The organism is Alkalinema sp. FACHB-956 (genome assembly GCF_014697025.1).
GTDB lineage: Bacteria > Cyanobacteriota > Cyanobacteriia > Leptolyngbyales > Leptolyngbyaceae > Alkalinema.
Genome location: NZ_JACJRC010000001.1, coordinates 277,649 through 298,871, shown reverse-complemented (window position 1 = coordinate 298,871; position 21,223 = coordinate 277,649). Strand labels below are relative to the sequence as shown.

13 protein-coding genes and 1 tRNA gene are annotated in these 21,223 nt (G+C 50.3%); 6 read left to right on the top strand and 8 right to left on the bottom strand.

Features of this window, described 5'->3' with window-relative positions; translation table 11 throughout:
• Window positions 1–57: 57 nt before the first annotated feature.
• Both H6G21_RS01245 and H6G21_RS01240 read right to left on the bottom strand, forming a co-directional pair.
• Window positions 58–2,229 carry an AMIN domain-containing protein gene (locus H6G21_RS01245; RefSeq protein ID WP_190569667.1) on the bottom strand — a complete coding sequence of 724 codons (2,172 nt, stop codon included), beginning with the start codon at window positions 2,227–2,229 and terminating at the stop codon, window positions 58–60.
• A 175-nt stretch (window positions 2,230–2,404) separates the two neighbouring features.
• The gene (locus H6G21_RS01240; protein WP_190569666.1) at window positions 2,405–4,303 is read right to left on the bottom strand and encodes a chloride channel protein; all 1,899 of its coding nucleotides are present in this window, start codon (window positions 4,301–4,303) and stop codon (window positions 2,405–2,407) included.
• Window positions 4,304–4,473: 170 nt separating this feature from the next.
• On the opposite strand from H6G21_RS01240, the gene H6G21_RS01235 reads away from it, so the two are divergent.
• Window positions 4,474–5,103, top strand: coding sequence for a DUF924 family protein (locus H6G21_RS01235; RefSeq protein ID WP_347277956.1), 630 nt, complete (start codon window positions 4,474–4,476; stop codon window positions 5,101–5,103).
• Window positions 5,104–5,840: 737 nt separating this feature from the next.
• On the opposite strand, the gene H6G21_RS01230 is transcribed toward H6G21_RS01235, so the two are convergent.
• Window positions 5,841–6,680 (bottom strand): Rpn family recombination-promoting nuclease/putative transposase, encoded by an 840-nt coding sequence (locus H6G21_RS01230; RefSeq protein ID WP_190569664.1) that lies wholly within the window; start codon window positions 6,678–6,680, stop codon window positions 5,841–5,843.
• A gap of 515 nt (window positions 6,681–7,195) precedes the next feature.
• Here H6G21_RS01230 and H6G21_RS01225 point away from each other — a divergent pair.
• Both H6G21_RS01225 and H6G21_RS01220 read left to right on the top strand, forming a co-directional pair.
• Window positions 7,196–12,052, top strand: a complete 4,857-nt coding sequence (locus H6G21_RS01225) for an Ig-like domain-containing protein (RefSeq protein WP_190569662.1) — start codon at window positions 7,196–7,198, stop codon at window positions 12,050–12,052.
• Window positions 12,053–12,068: 16 nt separating this feature from the next.
• Window positions 12,069–12,806: a hypothetical protein gene (locus H6G21_RS01220; RefSeq protein WP_190569660.1), complete on the top strand. Its 738-nt coding sequence runs from the start codon at window positions 12,069–12,071 to the stop codon at window positions 12,804–12,806.
• Between the two features lie 447 nt (window positions 12,807–13,253).
• Here H6G21_RS01220 and H6G21_RS01215 read toward each other — a convergent pair whose 3' ends face one another.
• Together H6G21_RS01215 and H6G21_RS01210 are read right to left on the bottom strand one after the other, a co-directional pair.
• The gene (locus tag H6G21_RS01215) at window positions 13,254–14,057 is read right to left on the bottom strand and encodes an Rpn family recombination-promoting nuclease/putative transposase (RefSeq protein WP_190569658.1); all 804 of its coding nucleotides are present in this window, start codon (window positions 14,055–14,057) and stop codon (window positions 13,254–13,256) included.
• A gap of 36 nt (window positions 14,058–14,093) precedes the next feature.
• Window positions 14,094–14,831, bottom strand: coding sequence for a cation diffusion facilitator family transporter (locus H6G21_RS01210; protein WP_190569656.1), 738 nt, complete (start codon window positions 14,829–14,831; stop codon window positions 14,094–14,096).
• A 365-nt stretch (window positions 14,832–15,196) separates the two neighbouring features.
• On the opposite strand from H6G21_RS01210, the gene H6G21_RS01205 reads away from it, so the two are divergent.
• Window positions 15,197–15,281: transfer RNA gene (locus tag H6G21_RS01205), tRNA-Ser, on the top strand.
• Between the two features lie 44 nt (window positions 15,282–15,325).
• Here the strand turns inward: H6G21_RS01205 and H6G21_RS01200 are convergent.
• The gene (locus H6G21_RS01200; RefSeq protein ID WP_190569655.1) at window positions 15,326–15,712 is read right to left on the bottom strand and encodes a response regulator; all 387 of its coding nucleotides are present in this window, start codon (window positions 15,710–15,712) and stop codon (window positions 15,326–15,328) included.
• 140 nt (window positions 15,713–15,852) lie between these two features.
• On the bottom strand, window positions 15,853–16,803 hold the full coding sequence (locus H6G21_RS01195; RefSeq protein ID WP_190570436.1) for an aldo/keto reductase: 951 nt from the start codon (window positions 16,801–16,803) through the stop codon (window positions 15,853–15,855).
• 224 nt (window positions 16,804–17,027) lie between these two features.
• On the opposite strand from H6G21_RS01195, the gene H6G21_RS01190 reads away from it, so the two are divergent.
• Together H6G21_RS01190 and H6G21_RS01185 are read left to right on the top strand one after the other, a co-directional pair.
• A complete protein-coding gene (locus H6G21_RS01190) occupies window positions 17,028–18,437 on the top strand; it encodes a BCD family MFS transporter (protein ID WP_242041571.1) in 1,410 nt (469 codons plus the stop codon).
• A 716-nt stretch (window positions 18,438–19,153) separates the two neighbouring features.
• Window positions 19,154–19,366 carry a hypothetical protein gene (locus H6G21_RS01185; RefSeq protein WP_190569651.1) on the top strand — a complete coding sequence of 71 codons (213 nt, stop codon included), beginning with the start codon at window positions 19,154–19,156 and terminating at the stop codon, window positions 19,364–19,366.
• A gap of 1,505 nt (window positions 19,367–20,871) precedes the next feature.
• Here the strand turns inward: H6G21_RS01185 and H6G21_RS25555 are convergent.
• Window positions 20,872–21,213 carry a hypothetical protein gene (locus tag H6G21_RS25555; RefSeq protein WP_242041570.1) on the bottom strand — a complete coding sequence of 114 codons (342 nt, stop codon included), beginning with the start codon at window positions 21,211–21,213 and terminating at the stop codon, window positions 20,872–20,874.
• Between the last annotated feature and the right edge of the window lie 10 nt (window positions 21,214–21,223).

The following is a 21,223-nucleotide window of genomic DNA, read 5'->3' as shown; positions in this document are numbered from 1 at the left end:
TAGTTTTGTGGATTGGAATAGTTTTGTGAGTTGGAATAATTTTGTGAGTTTTACCGTTTACTGGCTGATTGCTGGCACTTGACTCACTGTATTTCTGGTTGGAATAACAAAGTCTTGATTGAGCCGAATTTCCAAGACTTGACCCGGTTGGATAGTCGTTGATTTAGGAGCCGTAGCATAGGTAATGGCAGCCCCAGCAGCAGCTCCGCCAATAAAGTTACCACCGGATAGCCCCCCGACGATAATCCCCGCCAGTGCGCCAATTCCCGAGTTTTGTAGCAAATTCTTTTCAGAGGGCTGACGGACGCCGCCCAAGGCATTGGATTCCGCAGACAGGGGAAAGTTTTGGCCTTGAATGGAGATCGTTTGTGCAATAAAACGACTCCCCGCAGCACTGCTTTCAAAGCGACCTAGGACTAGACTTCCTTCCGGCGCGATCGGTTTCCCAATGCGATCGATGATGGGACTTTGTAAGACGAGAATTTCCTGGCGGGCTTCATTTTTCTGCAAGGTGAGATTGCTAATGCCGGTGTAACGGACTGCTAGAGCCGTTCCTACAGGCAAGACTAGCCCATTGGCGCTGGGGTTGACGATCGCGGGAAAACTTCCCATGGGGACCGCTTGAGGCATCGCGATGGGTACGGTTCCTTGGGGTAATCCTGGGGCTGCACTTTGGGCAGCATTGGGTAAGGGCTGACCAAATTCGATCTGGGAAGGCGCGATCGCGGGTTGGGGCATGGTTGCCGCCGGTTGCAGAATGACGGGAGGCGCGATCGACGGGGGTGGAACCATCGGCTGCGCCACGGGTTGGGCTGGCGCGATCGCAGGGCTCAGCGCAGGCTCAGGTGGGAGCGCATTGGGTTTGGGAATGTGGGCCGGCCACTGTCCCGGAATGGGGTTTGCTTTTGGCGCACTGGGTGCAGGTACAGGAATCGCGACCTTTTGGGGCTGGAGGGACGCGGGGGGCTGATTGTTGGGTAACGCAGAAGGTTGCACGATCGTGGTTGGCAACGGCGGCAACGGCGGCACAGACACTGTTGGCGCGCTGGGAACGGTTTGGGTAGATTCCGCTGGTGGTAGGGTATCTGGAAGGTTCGCAGTGGGATTTGAGGCCAGGATTGCAGGCGGGGCGGGCGGTAGGGTGGAACCAGGGGCCGCCGCTGGACTTGCATTAGGGGGCGGGGCTAATTGGGTTAGCGTAGTGGGTTCCAAGCGGGGGGGCGGTGGAGTCGTGGGATCGGCGATCGCCGGGGTCGTGGGAGCGGTCGCTGGGCTGACAGTGGGTTGGGAGATGGGAGCCGTAGGAAGTGCTGTAGGCGTTTTAACAGGCGTTTTGACAGGCGTTTTAACAGGCGTTTTGACAGGCGTTTTGATGGTGGCTGGAATCGCGGCGGTTCCTGTCGGAGCTTTAGGCGCTGGAACCGTCACGATCGCCTTGGGCAATTCTATCCGGGGCGTTGGCGTGGCCGTCGTTGGTGTGACCGTTGCTGTAGCTTGGGGTTTAGCTGGCGTAGCGGGATTCGTTAAGTTCGCTGAATTCAGGTCAGCAGGCTGCACGATCGTAGCCATGCCGGGGGGATAATCGGCGGGGCTGGGGGGCGTTACGGGTTCATTGCTGCGATTGAAGCGATCGAGGCTTGCAGACGTACTAGAAGACGCATTAGAACCAGCCACCGATGGAGCTGCAAAAGACAACCGATCGGGAATAGGCTGGGTAGGGGACTTGACTGCGATCGGTTTCGCCAAGGAGGACTGGGCCAACAGGGGTTGCACTCGCCAACGATCGCTCAGATTGCGATCGCCATCTCCCAGCCGTTCGATCGCCACCTGTCCACGGGCGAACACCGCATCCGGAGACATTTCGAGGATCAGTCGGGTGAGATTCGGCTGCAATTGGTTCACCGTAATCTGCCGAATGGCTCCAGTGGTAAAGGTTTGCTGGGCGGGGGCGGAGCCGATTTGGGTATCGGGCAGATCGACAATAATCCGCGCGGGTTGCGCCATCAAAAAGTGACGCGGCTGAATGCCATCGGTGATGACGAATTCCAGTTGATTGGTGCTGGGGTCGTATTTCCAGCCATCCAAGGGGGTCGCCAAAGCAGCAGGTGCAGCGATCGTGCCCAGACCCAGCCCTAGGGACAGGAATACTCCAAACCGATGGGGTGCCTTCCCGGCTAACGAGTTGTGAAAGATGGCTGTTAACTGAGATGTGAATGTGGCGTTTTCCATGTGCATCACCCAAAATTGCTCAATCCCGATCGCGAGTCAACTCAGCGAGTCAAACCAGCAAGTCACCCTGGCAATCCATTGGACTGCTACAGGATACTCGCCCGTCTGAAAATTGCACGATTTTTTGCGCTTGCGTTCTGGGACTGGGGCGGGGGGAGTAGCAAGTTGGAAAAGTCTAGACCGTAGAGGGGGCGAGATAGGGCGCTAGATATTCCTGGGTTAGCGCCAGACTGCCGGCCAACAGCACTTGGTCATGGTCAATCATGCCGATGACCCGATCGGGATTGTCCGGATCTAGGACGGGCAACTGTCGCAGTCCGCGCGCTGCCATGCGATCGAGGGCTTCGCTGACGGTTTCATCGGGGGAAGCGGAGAGAATTTTTGCGGTACAAATACTGGCGATCGGTTGATTGGCCAGGGCTGCAATGTCCTCGGGGCTGCTGCTATGGCGGGTCAAGGCGCGGTTAATGTCTTGCAGGGTCAGAATGCCCAGCAGTGCGGAACCCTCCATGACCAAGGCGCTATGGGATTGGTGTCGGGTGAGCGCCAGCCCTGCTTCGGGAATTGGCAGGGAAGCGGGCAGGCTTAAAAAGTGCGACTGCATCAAATCTTTCACCCGCAGCCGTTGCAACAACAGGGTTTGTTGATCGGGGGTAGCGGGTTCAGCAATCACTTCCGTAATCACTTCCGCTGGGGTCGGGGTTGCAGCGGTTTCTGGCTCCTTGACTTCTTGTTTGATTTTTTTGTCCTGCTTGGCCTTAAAGCGATCCATCAGCCAGACGCTCAATCCCACCGCTGCCATCAGGGGAAGGACAATGCGATAGTCGCGAGTCAGTTCAAACAGCAGCAAAATGGCTGTCAGGGGCGCTCTGGCACTGGTGGCGAGAACGGCGGCCATTCCCACCATGGCGTAGGCTGGGGGGGCAGCGATGTTATCGGCAAACATGGGTAACAGCTTGGGCAAGGCTTGACCGTAGGCAGTTCCCAAGGTGGCCCCCAGAAACATCGCCGGGGCAAAGACGCCACCCACCAAACCACTGCCCAGGCACAGTGCCGTTAACACCAGTTTGCTCACCAGCAGCACCAGCAATAGCCCGATCGAAAATTGCACATCCCGCAGCATAGCCTCGATCGTCTCGTAACCAATGCCCAGCACCTGGGGCAATTTCAGGGCAACCAATCCGACACAGGTGGCTCCCAAAATCGGCTGAATTTCCCGAGGAATTTTCGCGAGCATTTGCAGCCGTTCCACCTTGCCCTGAAAGGCGCGCTGGGAGAAGCGATTCAATTGCGTATAGGCGATCGCGACTAGGCTAGCACAGAGGCCGAGGCCAATGTAGAGCGGGAGTTCTAAGGGGCTACGGACTTCGTAGGAGGGCAGATCGAAGGCAGGCTGGGAACCGAGGCCAATCTGGGCAATCAGGGAAGATACGACGGCGGAGAGCAACACGACACTGGCGGCAGAGGTGGCAAAGGTGGTGCCCAGGACGACTTCCAGGGCAAAAAAGACCCCCGCGATCGGGGCGTTAAATCCTGCGGCCAGCCCTGCTGCGGCTCCAGCTCCGAGGAGTAACCGTTGCCGTTCTTGGGAGACTTGGAGTGCCTGTCCCAGTAACACCCCTAGGTTTGCCCCGATTTCGACGCTGGGGCCTTCCGGGCCGAGGGATGCCCCGGAGCCCAAGGAGATTGCCGCTGCCACCATTTTGGTGACTGGTCGCACGGGGGAAATTTCCTGGCTGCTTTGGACGGAGCTAATGAGGGCGGACACGCTAGGGCCAAAGTCTTTCCAGCGCCACCGCATCCCGCCAATGATGAGGCCGCCGATCGCGGGCATCATGGCCAAGGTCCAGGATCCCCAACTGCCAATTTTGCCCATAACATCGGCAAATAGGAGGTGATGGATCAGGTCGATCAGGTAGCGAAAGGTGACGACGCCCATGCCTGCGCCAGTCCCCACGACGACAGCCAAAATCAGCACGATCGTTTCTGGGGAGGGTTGGATCTGATTGACCATCACCGAGAGGCGGGGAGAGGGTTGGGTCGCAGGACTCTGGGCGGGCGGATCGATCGTCATTGGGGTACAGGGATGGGAAGATGATTGTTTGTAGCTCAGTCCCCATTGTTCACTATGTTTCTGGTGTTAAACCATCAACTTTTTCCGAGGGGGCGGTTGTGGCGGCGGCAAGTGACTAGGGTTAGGATGTTGCCGCCCATCTGCTCAGGGTTGAGAACAGAGGCCGCGCAGTGGGACAGTCAGAGGCGTTGTTTTGGGAGGAGGACAAGGCGATGGGTGCGATCGTACGGGCCAATCAGGTTTTGGAGTTTTGGTTTGGGGCAGGGTGGCGAGATGTGGTGGATCTGAAGCCGCGATCGGAGTGGTTCCAAAAGGATCCAAATTTTGACCATGCCATTCGGGAGCGATTTTTGGATCTCTACGAGAAGGCGATCGCCCATCAATTGGATGCCTGGATGGAGCAACCGGAGGCTTGTTTGGCCTTGGTGATTTTGCTGGATCAGTTTTCTCGCAATATGTTTCGGGGGCAAGCCCAGGCGTTTGCAGCGGATAGCCTCGCGTTGTTTGTGGCCAGTCACGCGATCGACTTAGGCTTTGATGAGGCATTACCGCCAGTGTTGCGCCAGTTTTTCTTTTTTCCGTTTGAACATAGCGAAAACCTGGCCCATCAGAGCTTTGCGGTGGCTAAGTTTCAGCAATTTGTGGGAGATTCAGATTTGGAGAATACCTACGATTATGCCCTGCGACACCGGGCAGTGATTGAACAGTTTGGGCGGTTTCCCCACCGTAATGCAATCCTGGGGCGGGACAGTACGGCTGAAGAAATTGCCTTTCTCCAACAACCCGGCTCCTCATTTTGAGATGGGTCACTGATCTGGAGGGTTATTGATCTGGTTCAAGTCAATTCTCACCGTTCGATCGAATATTCCGTCATCCGGGCGATCGTTCGTTGTGGAGATGTTCGATCGCGCGTTCCCTTGAATAATCAGCTCAATTAATCTGTTCTTGCATTGCTTCCAATTGTTCGATCGAATATTCCGTCATCCGCTGAACAAGGAGAAATCATTTTGAATTAATTAGATTGGTTCATATTCATTTTACAAGAGGAATTAATTGATGTTTCCACCTCCACTGGATCGTCGGCAAGCCTTACAATTTGCTTTGTGGTTATGCATTCCTAGCTCTGCAATTATTCATCTGTTAATCTTCTTGATGGCAAGATTTAGTCCCATGTGGGTTCCATCAATCAGAGATTTAGTAGGCATTACGGCTATAGGTGTAGTCTTTGGCTTAGTTAAGGCTCTATTTATTAGTGCTGTGGTCTATCAGTTTAAGCCAGCTTGGAGACGACCCATGATTCTAGGAAGTGTAGTAGTGTTAACCTTATTAGAAGGACATTTGCTATACGAACTATGGACATCTTCATTCCCGTTTGGTGTTACAGAGAATAATTTTAATAAAGCCAACCTATTTACTGATCCATTCACATTTAGTTAGCTCGTGTTTAATGAACCAAATTAATTTTATTTGCTAAATTTCTAATATCCAATTACTTCTTTGGAAGATGTTCGATCGCGCGTTCCCTTTAATAATCAGCTCAATTAATCTGTTCTTGCATTGCTTCCAATTGTTCGATCGAATATTCCGTAATCCGCGAGATCGTCTCCAGGGATAAGCCTTCCTGCAACATCTTCATCGCCAGGATCCGCCGTTCCTCTTCCAGCCCTTCCGCGCGACCTTCCATCCGGCCTTCCATCCGACCTTCCATCCGACCTTCTAATCGACCTTCCGCGCGGCCTTCTGCCTTGAGTACCGTTTCCCACTCTTGATAAATCACCGATTCCCGCATCACTTCCCTCCTGAGAATTCGCTGAATCACCGCCTTCTCCAATGATAGCCCAGCTATCACAGCACTACTCACGGTCAGATTGCTGCGCTGGGCCCGATCGGGAATCTCATCCAACCGCCGCGCCACTTCCCGTAACAAGGCTTCCCGATCGTTCGTTTGCGTTAACACCGCATAGGGCAACAATCCAGGCCGTTGCAAAAACACTTCCGGCAACTGCTCCCACAACCGCACCACTTGAAACTCATGGCGAAGTTGATTCCCTGCAAACTGCGTCACGTAGACCCAATCCGAAGTCGTTTCCCGTAAATAAACCACCACTTGCACTAACTTTCGATCGGGATATTTGCGATAAATCCGTAACGCATAATCCGCCATGCGAAACGGCAAATCCTGATCGGGATTGGTTTGAAATTCACAATGGACAATCACCTGTTGCGATTTCAATAAAATTACAGAATCCGCTCGAATCGGTTCGATCGACAATTCAGTGGGTTGCAGTTCGGTTAACGCGATCGGTTCCCCTAGCAACCAAGCCGCAAAGTCCTGGGAATATTGCTGAATCAGGAATTTAGAAAGGTTGTCAAACATAGTGCAATTTTACTACATCTAGTCAGACTTCAGCTTCATGCAATCTTTACAAAAAATATTTGCATGGTGACTTTTCACATCTAGGATAAACCTGGTATATTTACGGACGTACCGCAAACGAGGTAGCTATCTACAAAACTATGACTGCCCCCTAGTGCATCGCCCTATGCATATTTCATAGTTTTTTGTAGATTTGCAATAATAATTTGCTCACTCATTTCCTTTGGGTCATCTCCGCTCAGAATCATTGATTTTAGCGTTTTAGTGAACGTTGATTTTTGATGCCAATCTTTTGGAAATTTTGGACTAATTAACATTTCTTGAGTATTGCTCTAGCACCCTGTGTATGGCTAATGCTGGATGCAAAAGTCATAGGCTTTCGTACTCGGTAGTTGGGATGTATTTAATGTCCCAATTCACTTTGCAGTGCCGATCGAGGTTGCTCGATCGAGTGTAGTTTTTCCACTGTCGTTGTTTTCTGTTGTTGCTTGCAAATTTAAAGGTTCGTGATTGCTATGCCGACGCCTACTGACGCTTTCCTGGGTCTGTCTCTTTCTGCTGCGCAAAATTTGAATATTGTCAATGGTGTACCAACGCTGCAACAGGAGAGTTTGTCGGCGACCAATCGGCAGGATGTCTATCGCTGGAATCTCAGTAGTCGTAGCAGTCTGAATCTATCCCTATCTAATCTAAGCGGCAATGTCAATGTCGGCATTGGGATTGATGTTAATCAAAGTGGGATTGTTGATTCTGCGGATCAGTTTTGGCAATCGAGCCGAGATGGGATTGGCAATGAAACAATTCAAGTAGAACTGCTGGAAGCGGGTACCTATTATGTCGTTGTTAATAGCGTAGATAGTGTTTCCACAGGGTATGACCTCAGAATCGCAACGCAGACGAAACAACAAACGGATATTCTATGGCGCAATCTCACGAATTTCACCTTGGGCTATTGGCAGTTTGAGGGTTTGCAGTATATCGGCTCTAAGCAAATTCCTACGCCCGTTGGAGGGGAATGGACGATCGAGGGAATTGGAGATTTTAATGGCGATATCAATGAGGATATCCTGTGGCGGGAACGCAGCACGGGTAAGATGGCTGTGTGGTTGATGGCCAATGGTACTTACACTGAAGCGCTATTTCTCAATAATGTAGTGGTGACGGCGGATTGGCAGGTTAAGGGGGTGGCGGATATTGACCTGGATGGGAAGGCCGATGTGGTTTGGCACAATCCCACCAGTGGTGATGTCTACCTCTGGAAGATGAATGGAGCTAATCGGGTTAGTGATAAGCTCTTGGCGCAAAGCCTGGTTGGTAATGCTTGGACGTTGGAAAAAGTGGCGGATTTCAATGGCGATCGCACGGGGGATTTGCTCTGGCGACACCAGCAGACGGGGGATCTGCATTTGTGGGGAATGACGGGTTTTGCGATCGATGGCAATAAGACCCATGTGGTAGGTCAGATGAATGGCCAAGGCCAGTTTACGGCGTTACAAATTCCCGCGAGTACAGGCTGGAAGATCGAAGGAGCGGGGGACTTTACGGGCGATGGTAAGGCGGATCTGCTGTGGCGCAACAGTCAGGGGCAGATTGCGGTGTGGGCGATGGATGGTTGGAAGGTGCAGTCATCGCTGATTTGGCAGGGGGTAGTGGCAGATTTTGGGTGGCAGTTGGTGGGGATTGATGATTTTAGTGGGGATGGCAAGACGGATGCCCTGTGGCAGCACCAAAGTACGGGGGATTTGGTGATTTGGCAGATGAATGGGACGCAAACGCCGATGGGCGGGACGGTGGTCAACCCCAGTCAGGGTGGACAGATTAAGGCGATCGGGACGGCGGTGCGGCCTGTGGTTTGGGATGAGGCGGGGGATACCTGGGCGCTGGCGACGGGGCTGGGCACGCTGAATGGTTCTGGGCGGCAGGTGGGGACGCTGAATGGTTGGGATCGGGATGATTTCTATCGGTTTTCGTTGAGTGCGGCAACTCCGATCGGGCTATGGTTGCATGATTTGACGGGGAATGCGGAGTTGCAGTTGCTCGACAGTGCGGGACAGGTGTTGGCGAGTTCGACGCTGGGGCTGGGGCTGGATGAGGTGATTCAGCGGTCTTTGGCAGCGGGAACCTATGGGGTTCGGGTGTTTCACAATGAGACGAATGCCCAGATGGCCTACCAGTTGGATTGGACGACGATGCCCAGCCAAGTGTCCTTTGGTAGTGGGATGCAGTTGGCCTTGGCTTCGGATACGGGGATTAGCAATAGTGATGGGATTACGAATCAGGCTTCGGTGACGGTGCAGGGCACGGGTCAGGCGGGTTCTGTGGTGACGGTTCGGGATCAGACGCAGCAGGTGTTGGGGCAGACGCGGATTGGGGCTAATGGGCAATGGCAACTGCAATTAGCGGAGTTGGCGGATGGTAGCTATGGCTTGACGGCCCAGGTCACCAATCCTTGGGGCTATAGCACTACGGGCAATGCCTTGGCGATTACCATTGATACTGTGGCTCCAAACCAAGTCATCTCCGGCATTCTCAACGGCATCACCTGGCAAAGTAGCGACCAAATCCAAGCCACGATTACTGATCTAGGGGTGGGTTTAGCCAACGTCACCTACCAACTCGACAACCAAACGCCCCAAACTTGGACGGGCAACAATGGTCAATGGAGCAAATCCGTCAGTGACCTCCTCAATTGGAACGATCCCAGCCAGCAAGGTAGCCATACCCTCACCCTCCGCAGCCTCGATCGAGCAGGCAACTTGCAAACCGAGCAATACAGCTTCTCCGTCCCCAAACCCTTCACCTGGGCAGATACCGACCTGTGGACCGGGAGCACAGACCCCAATGACCCCAATACCAGTGGAGATAACCTGGTTGCACCGCCCCTGGGGGGGAGTGGTGGCCAGAGCGGAGGCAGTGGTCTGGCCCAGTATGGTTGGGGGGCTGATGGCTATTGGGGCTACTGGTATGGTGGACAGTGGTCTCGCAGTCCCTACAACACCCCAGAAGGGGTTCTCAACGATCCACAGTGGTTCCCGGCCAATGGCAACCCTGGTAGCAGCAACACCTATCGTAGTCGTCTACGCTCCATCCTGACGACTGCCCTTGCCGCCATTCCGACGGATAGTGCTGGGAACCAAGCCAAGAAAGCAGCGCTCAAAAATCGTATCAACTTGCTCATCGAAGCCGGAGCCTATCTCCAGGGCGATGCCGATGATCGCATTGGCTTTGGCTATGAGGGAGGAGCCGCCTTTACGGGGGCTTGGTTAGATCAGTTTTTCCAAGGCAGTTTAGTCAAAGCAAAGTATTCCTCAGCGAATTTGAATCAAATTGGCTTGGCCTTAGCCAAAGAATTGGTAACGAATCCCGAATCAGTTCGGTTATTGACCTTCCAAACGCTAGTGGAAACGGTGGTGGGAGCGGCACATCTCCAGACCCATTGGTTTGGGGCACAACAGACGAATCAAATTCAGCAAGCGGCGCGGGAACTGGCCCGTAGCTATGGTTTATTGAAGCCCCAGGGAACGGGTTTGACTGGAACCTTTGGTTGGTTAGATCAGCTGTGGGATATGGCGGACAGTGGTTTGAGTGATGGCAATACGATTCGGACAATCCTGCATGGCAATACCAAGGCGGCGGGGATTGTGGGCAATGTGGTGCAAATGTTGAATGGCTTGGGCAATGGCGATGGAGACTGGTATGACTTGCAACTGTGGCGCATGAGTCGGAGTTTGGTGCAGGCGGGGATGCAGGTAGCGCAGTGGCGGGATGCGGTGCAGACGGTGGAGTTTGTTGAGGCGTTGTTGAATTTGGGTTACAGTTTGGTGCAGGTGCATCCGACGGTGGAGGCGACGAATGGTACTGAGATTGCCAATTGGGTCGAGACGTTGCTGGAGCAGGGGGATATCCGCATCGCAGCGGCGGGGTTGGGGATGCTGGCAAATAACCTCCCTACAGTAGACCGTTCCACTCAAGCTCTAAACTTTGCAGAACGTTTAATTCGATCGACGGCTGCTATCAATGATGCAACATTAGCTCAGCAACTCTTAAATGCTCAGGTGATGAGTTCTTTGCTCAACTTCGGTGGAGCCTACGTAACATTGGCCGAGAGAAGTACCTATGTCAACCCAACCGATGACTTCCATTTCTTTATGAGTCGCTGGCTCAAATTGCCAGATTCTACTCCCAATCCTCAAGCACTTCAGCAATTTCTGAAGACCTTTCAACCCGAAAAGCGTCAATATGCGCTAGAGTACTTGCAAAAACTTGCAATTGTGCTAACCAATGTCAATGATTCAGCTTGGGCGAATCAATTAGACAATACTCTATTTGTTGATCGTTTATTGGAGTGGGGAAGTGCCTATATTGTTGCTCAAGATAATAATGATTTATTCGTCTATGATCCCGATGATTTCTTCTTGAAGGTCAGTACACTTAACAGTCGTCAGAATATTTGTACGGCTTCTTCCCAAGTCACCAATCTAACTTCTCAGCTAGCGAACAGTCTAGCCTGGTCTCCTCTGTTGGAGCCCCCTCTAGAAGCAACACCTCTGCCTGGTATTGTCTATTCTTTGAGTGTGGAATTATTGGCAGAGGTTACACGGACAGCATGGGATAGTAGCGCCACTACTGAAACTGTCAAAAATCGTCTGGAGTTAGTTCTTGATGAGTTTATTGAACAAGGTATTTTTAAACTGACTAGCAATGAAGCAGAATTGAATATAATGTATGAAAAGATGGCAGCCATTTTAGCGATCGGTGCCCATGAAGGAGATCGTTTTAGAACCACATTGGAATATCCCGGCAAAGAAGACGGTTATAAATGGCGGGTTGATTTAATGAACCAAGTTGAGGGAGATCATATCCGCTACAAGGGGCGGGGATTTGTTCAAGTGACCGGGCGCATCCGCTATCAAGACTTAACCGATCGGGCACGAGAAGGTACATTAGGAATTAAAGGAGTACCAGGGCTACGCAATCTTGACTTTATTGCTAATCCAGAGATTTTGGAGCAAGATCAATGGGCGGCCTTTACACTGGTTGACTATTTTGTCGCTGGACGAGCTACTACAAAATCAGCAATGGATTGGGTATTTGGAGATGGTTCAGAAAAACCAAATCCTGATTGGCAAGGTAGCTTTCAATATAAGGATCGAGGAACTAGTCCAGATCCTCGGGGATACAAAATTATTATTTGGCAACCAGGAGAGACTGTTCATCATTCGCGATATCAGTGGGATGGGTCTCCAGAATCCTACACAGCATTAGGAGAGTTGGTAAATGACTATGATCCATCTGCAAAACAGGAAATTCAGCAGTTTGGGGTTGCCTATGCTAAAGCATTACGTAAGAGTGTATTTGTTTTTAAATATTAACTATTAGGAGGAATCGATGATGAATACTCAATTATCTGCAATCCGAGTCATAAATTTTTGGCTAACTGTATTATTTTTAGGTATGAGCAGTACAGCTTGTCAAGCCTTTTCCCAGAATACAGCTACACTCAAAACAGCTTCGCCAGAGCCTGCTAAATTTTCTGAATACCCCCCCCCAGCTTTAACAGAAGAAGAACAATCATGGGCAGCAATGAACTGGGAAGAACGAGTTATATATAACCTGAAAAGAATGATTCCTCAACGACCTGGGTTGGAAATTTTACTCAGTCAAACACATCAATTCAAGGAAATGGGTAAGGCTTGTGACTTTAGTAGATCGATTGAAGCTCAAGGTTTATTTGATTTCTGGGGTCCTTATCAAGTAACTCAGCATGATTCTTTAGTTGTTGTAAAATGTAGTTTTAATACTACTTGGTTGACACCCAATACTGTTGTTTTCCATTACAACGATCGAGATGGAATTAATCCAATTCCGTTACAACTCGATCAACCTGAGCCAGAAAATTTATCCAATTCGACTCATTATTTCCGTAATTGGCCTCAATTTGATCCACAAACTCGTGAGCTGAGTTTCGAGATTCCTTGTAATTATCGACTATTTGTCAAAGCAAGATTAAAACCACGAAAATACACATATAGTTTTGCAAATGGCAAACTGATATTACAAAAAGCTCTATGGGATCAGCGCCCCAAATGTGAAACTCCCCCCCAATGGACGCAAATCTATCCGTAAAAAACATGAGCGTTCGTTGTGGAGATGTTCGATCGACCTTTATCTTTAGGAATCAGCGCAATTAATCTGTGCCTGCATGGCTTGCAGTTGTTCTAGCGAATATTCTGTAATCAGCACGATCGTTCTTTGTGGAGATGTTCGATCGACCTTTACCTTCAGCGATCGGCTGAATTACTCTGCTCTTGTATTACTTCCAGGTGTTCGATCGAATAGTTTGTAATCCGCGCGATCGTTTGTTGTAGAGAGGTTCGATCGACCGTTGACTTCAGCGATCGGCTGAATTAATCTGAGCCTGTATGGATTCCAATTGTTCGATCGAATATTCCGTAATCCGCGCGATCGTTCTTTGTGGAGATGTTCGATCGACCTTTACCTTCAGCGATCGGCTGAATCTTGGCTAAATCTTCGGAAGCATTGAATATCCGGTGGTTCGATCGACCATTTTCTTCAGCGATCGGCTGAATTAATCTGAGCCTGTATGGATTCCAATTGTTCGATCGAATATTCGGTAATCCGCGCGATCGTCTCCAGGGATAAGCCTTCCTGCAACATCTTCATCGCCAGGATCTGCCGCTCCTCTTCCTGTCCTTCCATCCGACCTTCCGCTCGGCCTTCCGCCTTGAGTTCCGTTTCCCACTCTTGATAAATCACCGATTCCCGCATCACTTCCCTCCTGAGAATTCGTTGAATCACCGTCTTCTCCAATGATAACCCAGCCATCACCGCACTGCTCACCGTCAAATTACTCCGTTCCCTCCGATCGGGAATCTCATCCAAGCGCCGCGCCACTTCCCGTAGGACTGCTTCACGATCGTTCGTTTGCGTCAACACCGCATAGGGCAACAATCCAGGCCGTTGCAAAAACACTTCCGGCGACTGCTCCCACAGCCGCACCACTTGGAACTCATGGCGGAACTGATTGCCTTCAAATTGTGTTACATAAACCCACTCTGAAGTGGTTTCCCGTAAATAAACCACCACTTGCACTAACTTTCGATCGGGATATTTGCGATAAATCCGTAACGCATAATCCGCCATGCGAAAGGGTAAATCCCGATCAGGGTTGGTTTGAAATTCACAGTGGACAATCACCTGTTGCGATTTCAATAAAATTACAGAATCCGCTCGAATCGGCTCGATCGACAGTTCGGTGGGTTGCAGTTCGGTTAGGGCGATCGGCTCCCCTAGCAACCAAGCCGCAAAGTCCTGGGAATATTGCTGAATCAGGAATTTAGAAAGGTTGTCAAACATAGTTCAATTTTACTACAATGACACCCGATCGATTTCCTAGGCTGGATCGTGAGGTGAACGATCTTGCTTAATCACCTGAGCTGGCTGATTTTGCAGCCAGAGTTGCCGTCCGCTTTGCCAAATTAAGGGAATGGCTGAGAGACTAATCAACCCCGCGATCACAAAACTGATGGCACAGTCGGCCCAGAGCCAATGCAGCACCGCCACCGCGATCGCCGCGACGATGACCCCGATCGACCCCAGCATATCCGCCAGTACATGCAGAAAAGCCCCTTTCAAATTGAGGTCATGCTGACTGTCTTTGTGCAACAGTGCAACGTTAATGCTATTCACCACAACCCCCGCGATCGCCGTCATCAGCATCGGCAAACTTTCGATCTCCGCCGAGGGCTGCTGGAGGTGGTGGGCAGCTTCCCAGGTAATCCATAGCGCAATCAGTACCAAACCAAATCCATTGGCAAAGGCTGCCCAGGTTTCTGCGCTTTGGGGCTTGCGCACGGTTAACTGATGGCTACCGATCCAGCCTACCTTCCGAGAGGAGCGCCCGATGACAGTTGCTAGGAGTGCTAACCCCAAAGCCGCGCAATCGGCAACCAAATGCCCCGCTTCGGCCACCAGCGCCAAACTGTGGCTACTCCAGCCAATCAGCGCTTCCACCAAGGCGAATCCGCCAATCAGACCGATCGCGATCGTGAGTTGGCGTTGTTTTTTCTGGGCTTGCAGGCCAAAGAGGTCAAGCGATTGGGGTTGGCAGTCGGGACAGAGAGGGTGCATAGCAATTCAGCCACGATCGAGTCAAAATCAAACCAAAATCAGGACAGATCTAGTGGGCATTGAAACCCTCGATCGGGTTGGAATAGCCCAACGTTACCTAGCCCTACCCTTTATTAAACCTAGATTTCCTAAAAAGGGTTCCCAAGTTAGAACTTCTTAGCCTGAAATTTCTTAGCCTGAATTTCTTAGCCTGAATTTCTTAGCCTGGAAGTTTTTGAACCTGCCCCAGCAGTGGTGTCGATCGCGGGTGGGGCAGGTCAGGGAGGGAAGATTCGAAGGGGGGAACGATCGTTTGACTGGATGAGTTACCCAGTTTTGCTTGCACGGTTTGGGGGGACCTAGGTTAATATAATTAGGAGCCGCTTGGAGAGGTGGCAGAGTGGTCGAATGCGTCCGACTTGAAATCGGATGTACCGAAAGGTACCGTGGGTTCGAATCCCACCCTCTCCGTTTAGATAAGTTTTAGATTAGATAAGTTTTAGATAAGTGATCGATTATTCTTCGCTATAGACCCCGGACTCTTCTAGCAGATACTTAACCGCGTTGATCATGTCCTTGGGCTGATAGGGCTTGGTGATATAGGCATCGGCTCCTTGCTTCATGCCCCAATAGCGATCGAAATCTTCGCTTTTAGTACTGCACATGATCACAGGGACTTTTTCTGTGCCGGGATTATTTTTGATCCAACGACAGAGTTCATAGCCATTGACATTTGGCATGATCAAGTCAGTAATGACCAGCATCGGGGGATTGGCTTGGATCTTGTCCTTAGCATCCGCGCCATCCACGGCCATGCCCACTTGAAAGCCGCATCTGCGGAGTTCAGCCACCAGCATTTCCCGAGCTGTAGCGCTATCGTCAACGACTAATACCGTCCCCATAGGTTTTTCCTGGATCGCTGATGTGTGACTTTACAATCCGCAATGGATTTTTTCGATGAACCAATTTATACCACTCTTGTAGCCCTGATCAGACAGTGCTTTTTAGTCAAATTCACACTGCATTGTCTCCAATCCGGGATCTATCGCCACGATCGGGTCATCAGATCGATCTGCGTAATTTCCTCCGGTGTGAGTGCCCAGCCTAAGGCTCCAGCATTTTGCTGGGCTTGATTGGCGGTTTTGGCTCCAGGGATTGGCACCACAGACCCTTGTGCCATCAACCAGTTGAGAGCGACTTGAGCGGGGGTGCAATCGTAGTTTTCACCAATTTTCTGTAAAAGTTTCACTAGGGGCTGAATTTTTTGCAGTCCTTGGGGATTAAATCGCGGATCCAGCCGACGGGCACCCATGACGGGGTTCTGGGCGGTTTCGGGGCTGTACTTGCCCGTGAGCAAGCCCTGAGCGAGGGGACTGTAGGCCAGGATGGTCACCCCCAGTTCCTTGGCGGTTTCCATGACGCCACTGGTTTCGATTTTGCGATCGAGGAGGGAGTAGGGCACTTGGTTGACGGCTAGGGGGATGCCGCGATCGGCGAGAATTTTGTGGGCTTGGCGCATTTGCGTTGCGGAGTAGTTGCTGACCCCGAGGGCGGTGATGCGACCGGCTTGGACTTCTGCTGCTAGGGTGTCCAGCAGGGTCTGTTGGCTGATTAGAAAGCTGACGGGTTGGTGGATTTGGTAGAGGTCAATGCGATCGCGCTGTAGGCGATCCAAGCTGGCTTTGACGGCGTCCCGCACTTGGTTGGGGCTGAAGCGCCAGGGCAGGGGCATGTATTTGGTGGCCAGCAGGATGGGTTGGCGGGTTTGCTGGAGGAATTTGCCTAGCAGGCGTTCCGATTCACCCAGGCCGTAGACTTCTGCGGTGTCGAAGAGGGTGATCCCAGCTTCGATCGCGGCGAAAAAGGCGGTTTCTACCTGTTCGGCTCCGTAGTCTTTGCCGTAGCTCCAGAAGAGGGAGTCGCCCCAGGCCCAAGTGCCAATGCCGAGGGGGGCGATGGGGGGCAGGGTGGGAGTGAGGGTTAGGGTTGTCATGGGTTGAGTGGTCATGGGGGTTAGGAGATGGGTTATATGAAGAACCCTAATAGTGTAACGATTTATAAAGTCGATCGTGACTAGTCGATCGTGACTACGGGCTTTCCTTCTAGGCAGGGGAGACGCTGGGCCTTTGCCGCAATCTTGTATCGTGGATATATCGCTCAATACGTTCTATTCTGTTGCCTGAAATCCTTATGGAGAGCAATTTTTCAGAATCTTCTATGGCTTCACCTGCGGCTCCGCTGCCACGCATCACGCTTTTGACAATGATTCGTTTGGGGTTGTTCCAAATGGGTTTGGGCATGATGTCTGTACTGTTGTTCGGTTTGCTGAATCGCATTCTGATCAAGGAACTGGGCGTGCCCGGTACGATCGCGAGTATTGTCTTAGCTGTGACGTTGTTTGTTGCGCCGAGTCGAATTTGGTTTGGGCAACTGTCGGATACGCGCCCGCTGTTTGGGTTACATCGCACGGGTTATGTGATTCTGGGGGCTGTCAGTTTTGCGGTGATTGCGTTTTTAGCCGTGCAACCGCTGTGGCAGATGGGCCTGAGTTTGAAATCCCCCGGCGGTTGGGAAGCGGCTACGGTTTGGATTGCGCTTTCTACGTTTTTGTTTGGCTTGTATGGCATTGCCATTAGTGCGAGTTCGACGCCCTTTGCGACGTTGTTGGTGGATATTACCGATGAGGATCAACGATCGAAGGTGGTGGCGATCGACTGGGCCATGCTGTTGATGGGGACGATCGCGGGGGGTATTACGATTGGGGTTTTGTTGAAAAAGTTGGGGAATGATCCAACGATCGAAGTGTTGCAGGCCAGTATTAATCGCTTGTTTTTGATTGTGCCTTGGGTGGTGGTGTCGCTGGCGGTGATTTCCACTTGGGGCGTTGAAAAGAAATATTCCCGCTTTTTGCACAGTCCTGCACGGCAGATCGCGGAGGAGAAAATGGGCCTCGATCGGGCTTGGCATATCCTGACTGCGAGTCGGCAAACTCGGTTTTTCTTTACGTTTTTGATTGCGATGACGTTGGGATTGTTTTTGCAGGATGCGGTGCTGGAACCGTTTGGGGGTGATATTTTTAAACTGCAAGCGGGAGAAACGGCTTTATTAAATGTGCCCTATGGCGTTGGAACGGTGATTGGAATTCTGATTTCGGGGTTTATCATTTCACCTCGGATAGGTAAGAAGAAGACGGCGCAATTGGGTTGCCAAGCCGTGGCGCTGACGTTGTTAGGGATTATTTTTGCGGGAACGACAGCGAATCCTGGGACGTTGAAAATTTGTCTGTTCCTGTTTGGTTTGGCGTCTGGGACAACGACGACGGGAGCGATTACGTTAATGTTGGATTTAACGGCTGCGGAAACGGCGGGTACCTTCATTGGGGCTTGGGGTTTGGCGCAGGCGTTGGCGCGGGGTCTTTCGACGATCGTGGGGGGTTCGCTGTTGGATATTGGGGGTCGGATTTTTGTGGCGGATGGAGCGCGATCGTTGTTGGCTTATGGGTTGGTGTTTGTGGCGCAGGCGGGTTGCATGATGGCCGCAGTCGTGTTGTTGTCGCGGGTAAATGTGCAGGAGTTTCGCAGTAATGCGAAGGAGAATATTACGGCTGTGATTGCTAGTGGTGATTAGTTGAGAAGAGATCCCCCTAAATCCCCCTTAAAAAGGGGGACTTTGAGAGATCCCCCTAAATCCCCCTTAAAAAGGGGGACTTTGAGACCCCCTAAATCCCCCTTAAAAAGGGGGACTTTGAGACCCCCTAAATCCCCCTTATTAAGGGGGACTTTGAGAGAATGGTTGAATTTTTCAGTAATATCATCAATTTTCTCCACTTTTCCGGTTCCCCCTTTTTTAAGGGGGGTTAGGGGGGATCGAATCTACAGCGTAGACGAATCCATTTAATATTGCTGTTTTGGTTCTATGGTCGATCGCGTGATGTTGGCTTGCTGTCAGTTTGATTGTTGGGGTTTGTGTTCGATCGAGGGTTGTTTGTTTTTCTCTGGGTTGTTGGAGGGGTGTGAGAGAGTGGGGAATATGTTGCTGAATATGACGGGATTGCAATTTTTTGAAATATAGTTGACTTTTCCCCTGGTTTGTCCGTAGGCTTATGTTCCAAGGCCAATTACAACCGTGTCAGTACTCGATTGATTTGGCTGGACCCCAGAAATTAAGGCGCTACCCAACGTTGTTGCAACCAACAGAGGGTAGCTAAACCCCCAAGCTGAATGTGGCAGCTGGGCGGTCTGACACGGATTGTAACATTCGATCGGGCCACCCTATTTGTCCTGCGCAAGAGGGTGGCTTTAATTTTTGGGATTTCTTCCCGCTACAAGTTTAGGAGAAGTCCCATGGTGATTAATTTTGCGGAACTCGATCGGGTGATCGAGGACGATCGCAAGCCTTTGCATGTGTACCTGTTGGGGACGCAGCAGGATGTGCAGTCTACGATTAATCAGTTGTATGTGCTGCGGTTTAGCGATCGGGTGCGTTGGAGTCCGCCGGTTCCGGTGCCGGGTTCGAGTTGGCGTTATGTGAGTGTGATGGAACGCGATCGGGCTTAGTGGGGAGATCGTACTAAATTCGGCAGATTCCCCCTTAAATTTGTTTAGGTTCCCCTAAATCGTTCGATCCCCCTAAATCCCCCTTCAAAAGGGGGACTTTGAGAGAATGGTTAAATTTTAAACGAATATCACCGTTTTTCTCCCCTTTTCTAGTTCCCTTTTTTAAGGGGGGTCAGGGGGGATCGCCTTTTCCGGTTCCCCTAAATCGTTCGATCCCCCTAAATCCCCCTTAAAAAGGGGGACTTTGGAGAATCTTGTAGATTTCACCACAATTCCATCAATTTCCTCTCCTTTTCCGGTTCCCCCCTTTTGAAGGGGGGGTAGGGGGGATCTGGAGCCAGGGGGGATCGGATCGCTTTGGGTGGGCTACGTTATACTGATTGATCGAGAAAAAAGCCTGCGCCTAAGCAATGGCCCACCGCGACCTCCTTGAATGGAATGCCTGAGTCCATGTCTGACCTCGACCTGATTCGCCAACTGGGAGACCTGCTGGGTCGTCCCCTGGAAGAAATCCCAGAAGACCGATTTGAAAGGCATATCCAAGCGAAAAATACGAGGGATTGGGCGAGTCAGGACTTAATTAAGCGAGACACCTATGCTGTTGCTAAGGACGGTACGGTTAGTGGGCTGTTTCTGGCACCTGTGACCAGTCAACTATTATTTGACTTTCCTTTTCAGTGGTTCAGCCACGTCAGGCATTTACATTTGCGTCAGGTCAATCTATCCAGCTTCTTATTTTTAGGTGAGCTAACAGGACTGACATCGCTTGATTTAAGTAATAATTACATCGATGATTTTTCATTTTTAGAAGCGCTAGCACAACTGACGTCGCTCAATTTAGGTGGTAGTGACATTGATGATTTTTCATTTTTAGAAGCGCTAACAGAACTGACGTCGCTTGATTTAAGCAACAACTATATCGATGATTTTTCATTTTTAGGTAAGTTGACGCGACTAATATCGCTTGATTTAAGTAATAATTACATTGTCGATGATTTTTTATTTTTAGGTGAGTTAACAGGACTATTATCACTTGATTTAAGTAATAATAGTGTCACCGATTGTTCCTTTTTAGGTGAGCTAACAGGACTGATATCGCTTAATCTGGGTGGCAATGACATCGACGATTTTTCATTTTTAGGTAAGCTAACAGGACTGACATCGCTTGATTTAAGTAATAATTACATCGATGATTTTTCATTTTTAGAAGCGCTAACACAACTAACGTCTCTCAATTTAGGTAGTAGTGACATTGATGATTTTTCATTTTTAGAAACGCTAACACAACTGACATCGCTTGATTTAAGCAACAACTATATCGATGATTTTTCATTTTTAGGTAAGTTGACGGGACTGACATCACTTGATTTAAGTGGCAATAACATCACTGATTTTTCATTTTTAGGTAAGTTGACGGGACTGACATCACTTGATTTAAGTGGCAATAACATCACTGATTTTTCATTTTTAGAAGCTTTAACAGAATTAAGGTCACTTGATTTAAGTTACACTATCATAAGTGGCTGTTCATTTCTAGAAGTACTAACAGGACTGACGTCGCTTAATTTAAGAGGTAATGGCATCGTTGATTTTTCATTTTTAGAAGTTCTAACAAGGCTGACGTCTCTTGATTTAAGTGATAACAACATCACTAATTGTTTATTCTTAGGTAAACTAACAGGACTAACATCGCTTAATTTAAGTGGCAATAACATCACTGATTTTTCATTTTTAGAAGCTTTAACAGAACTAATTTCGCTTGATTTAAGTAACAATGGTGTTACTGATTGTTTATTTTTAGATAAGGTAACAGGACTAATATCGCTTGATTTAAGTAATAATAGCATCAAAGAAATT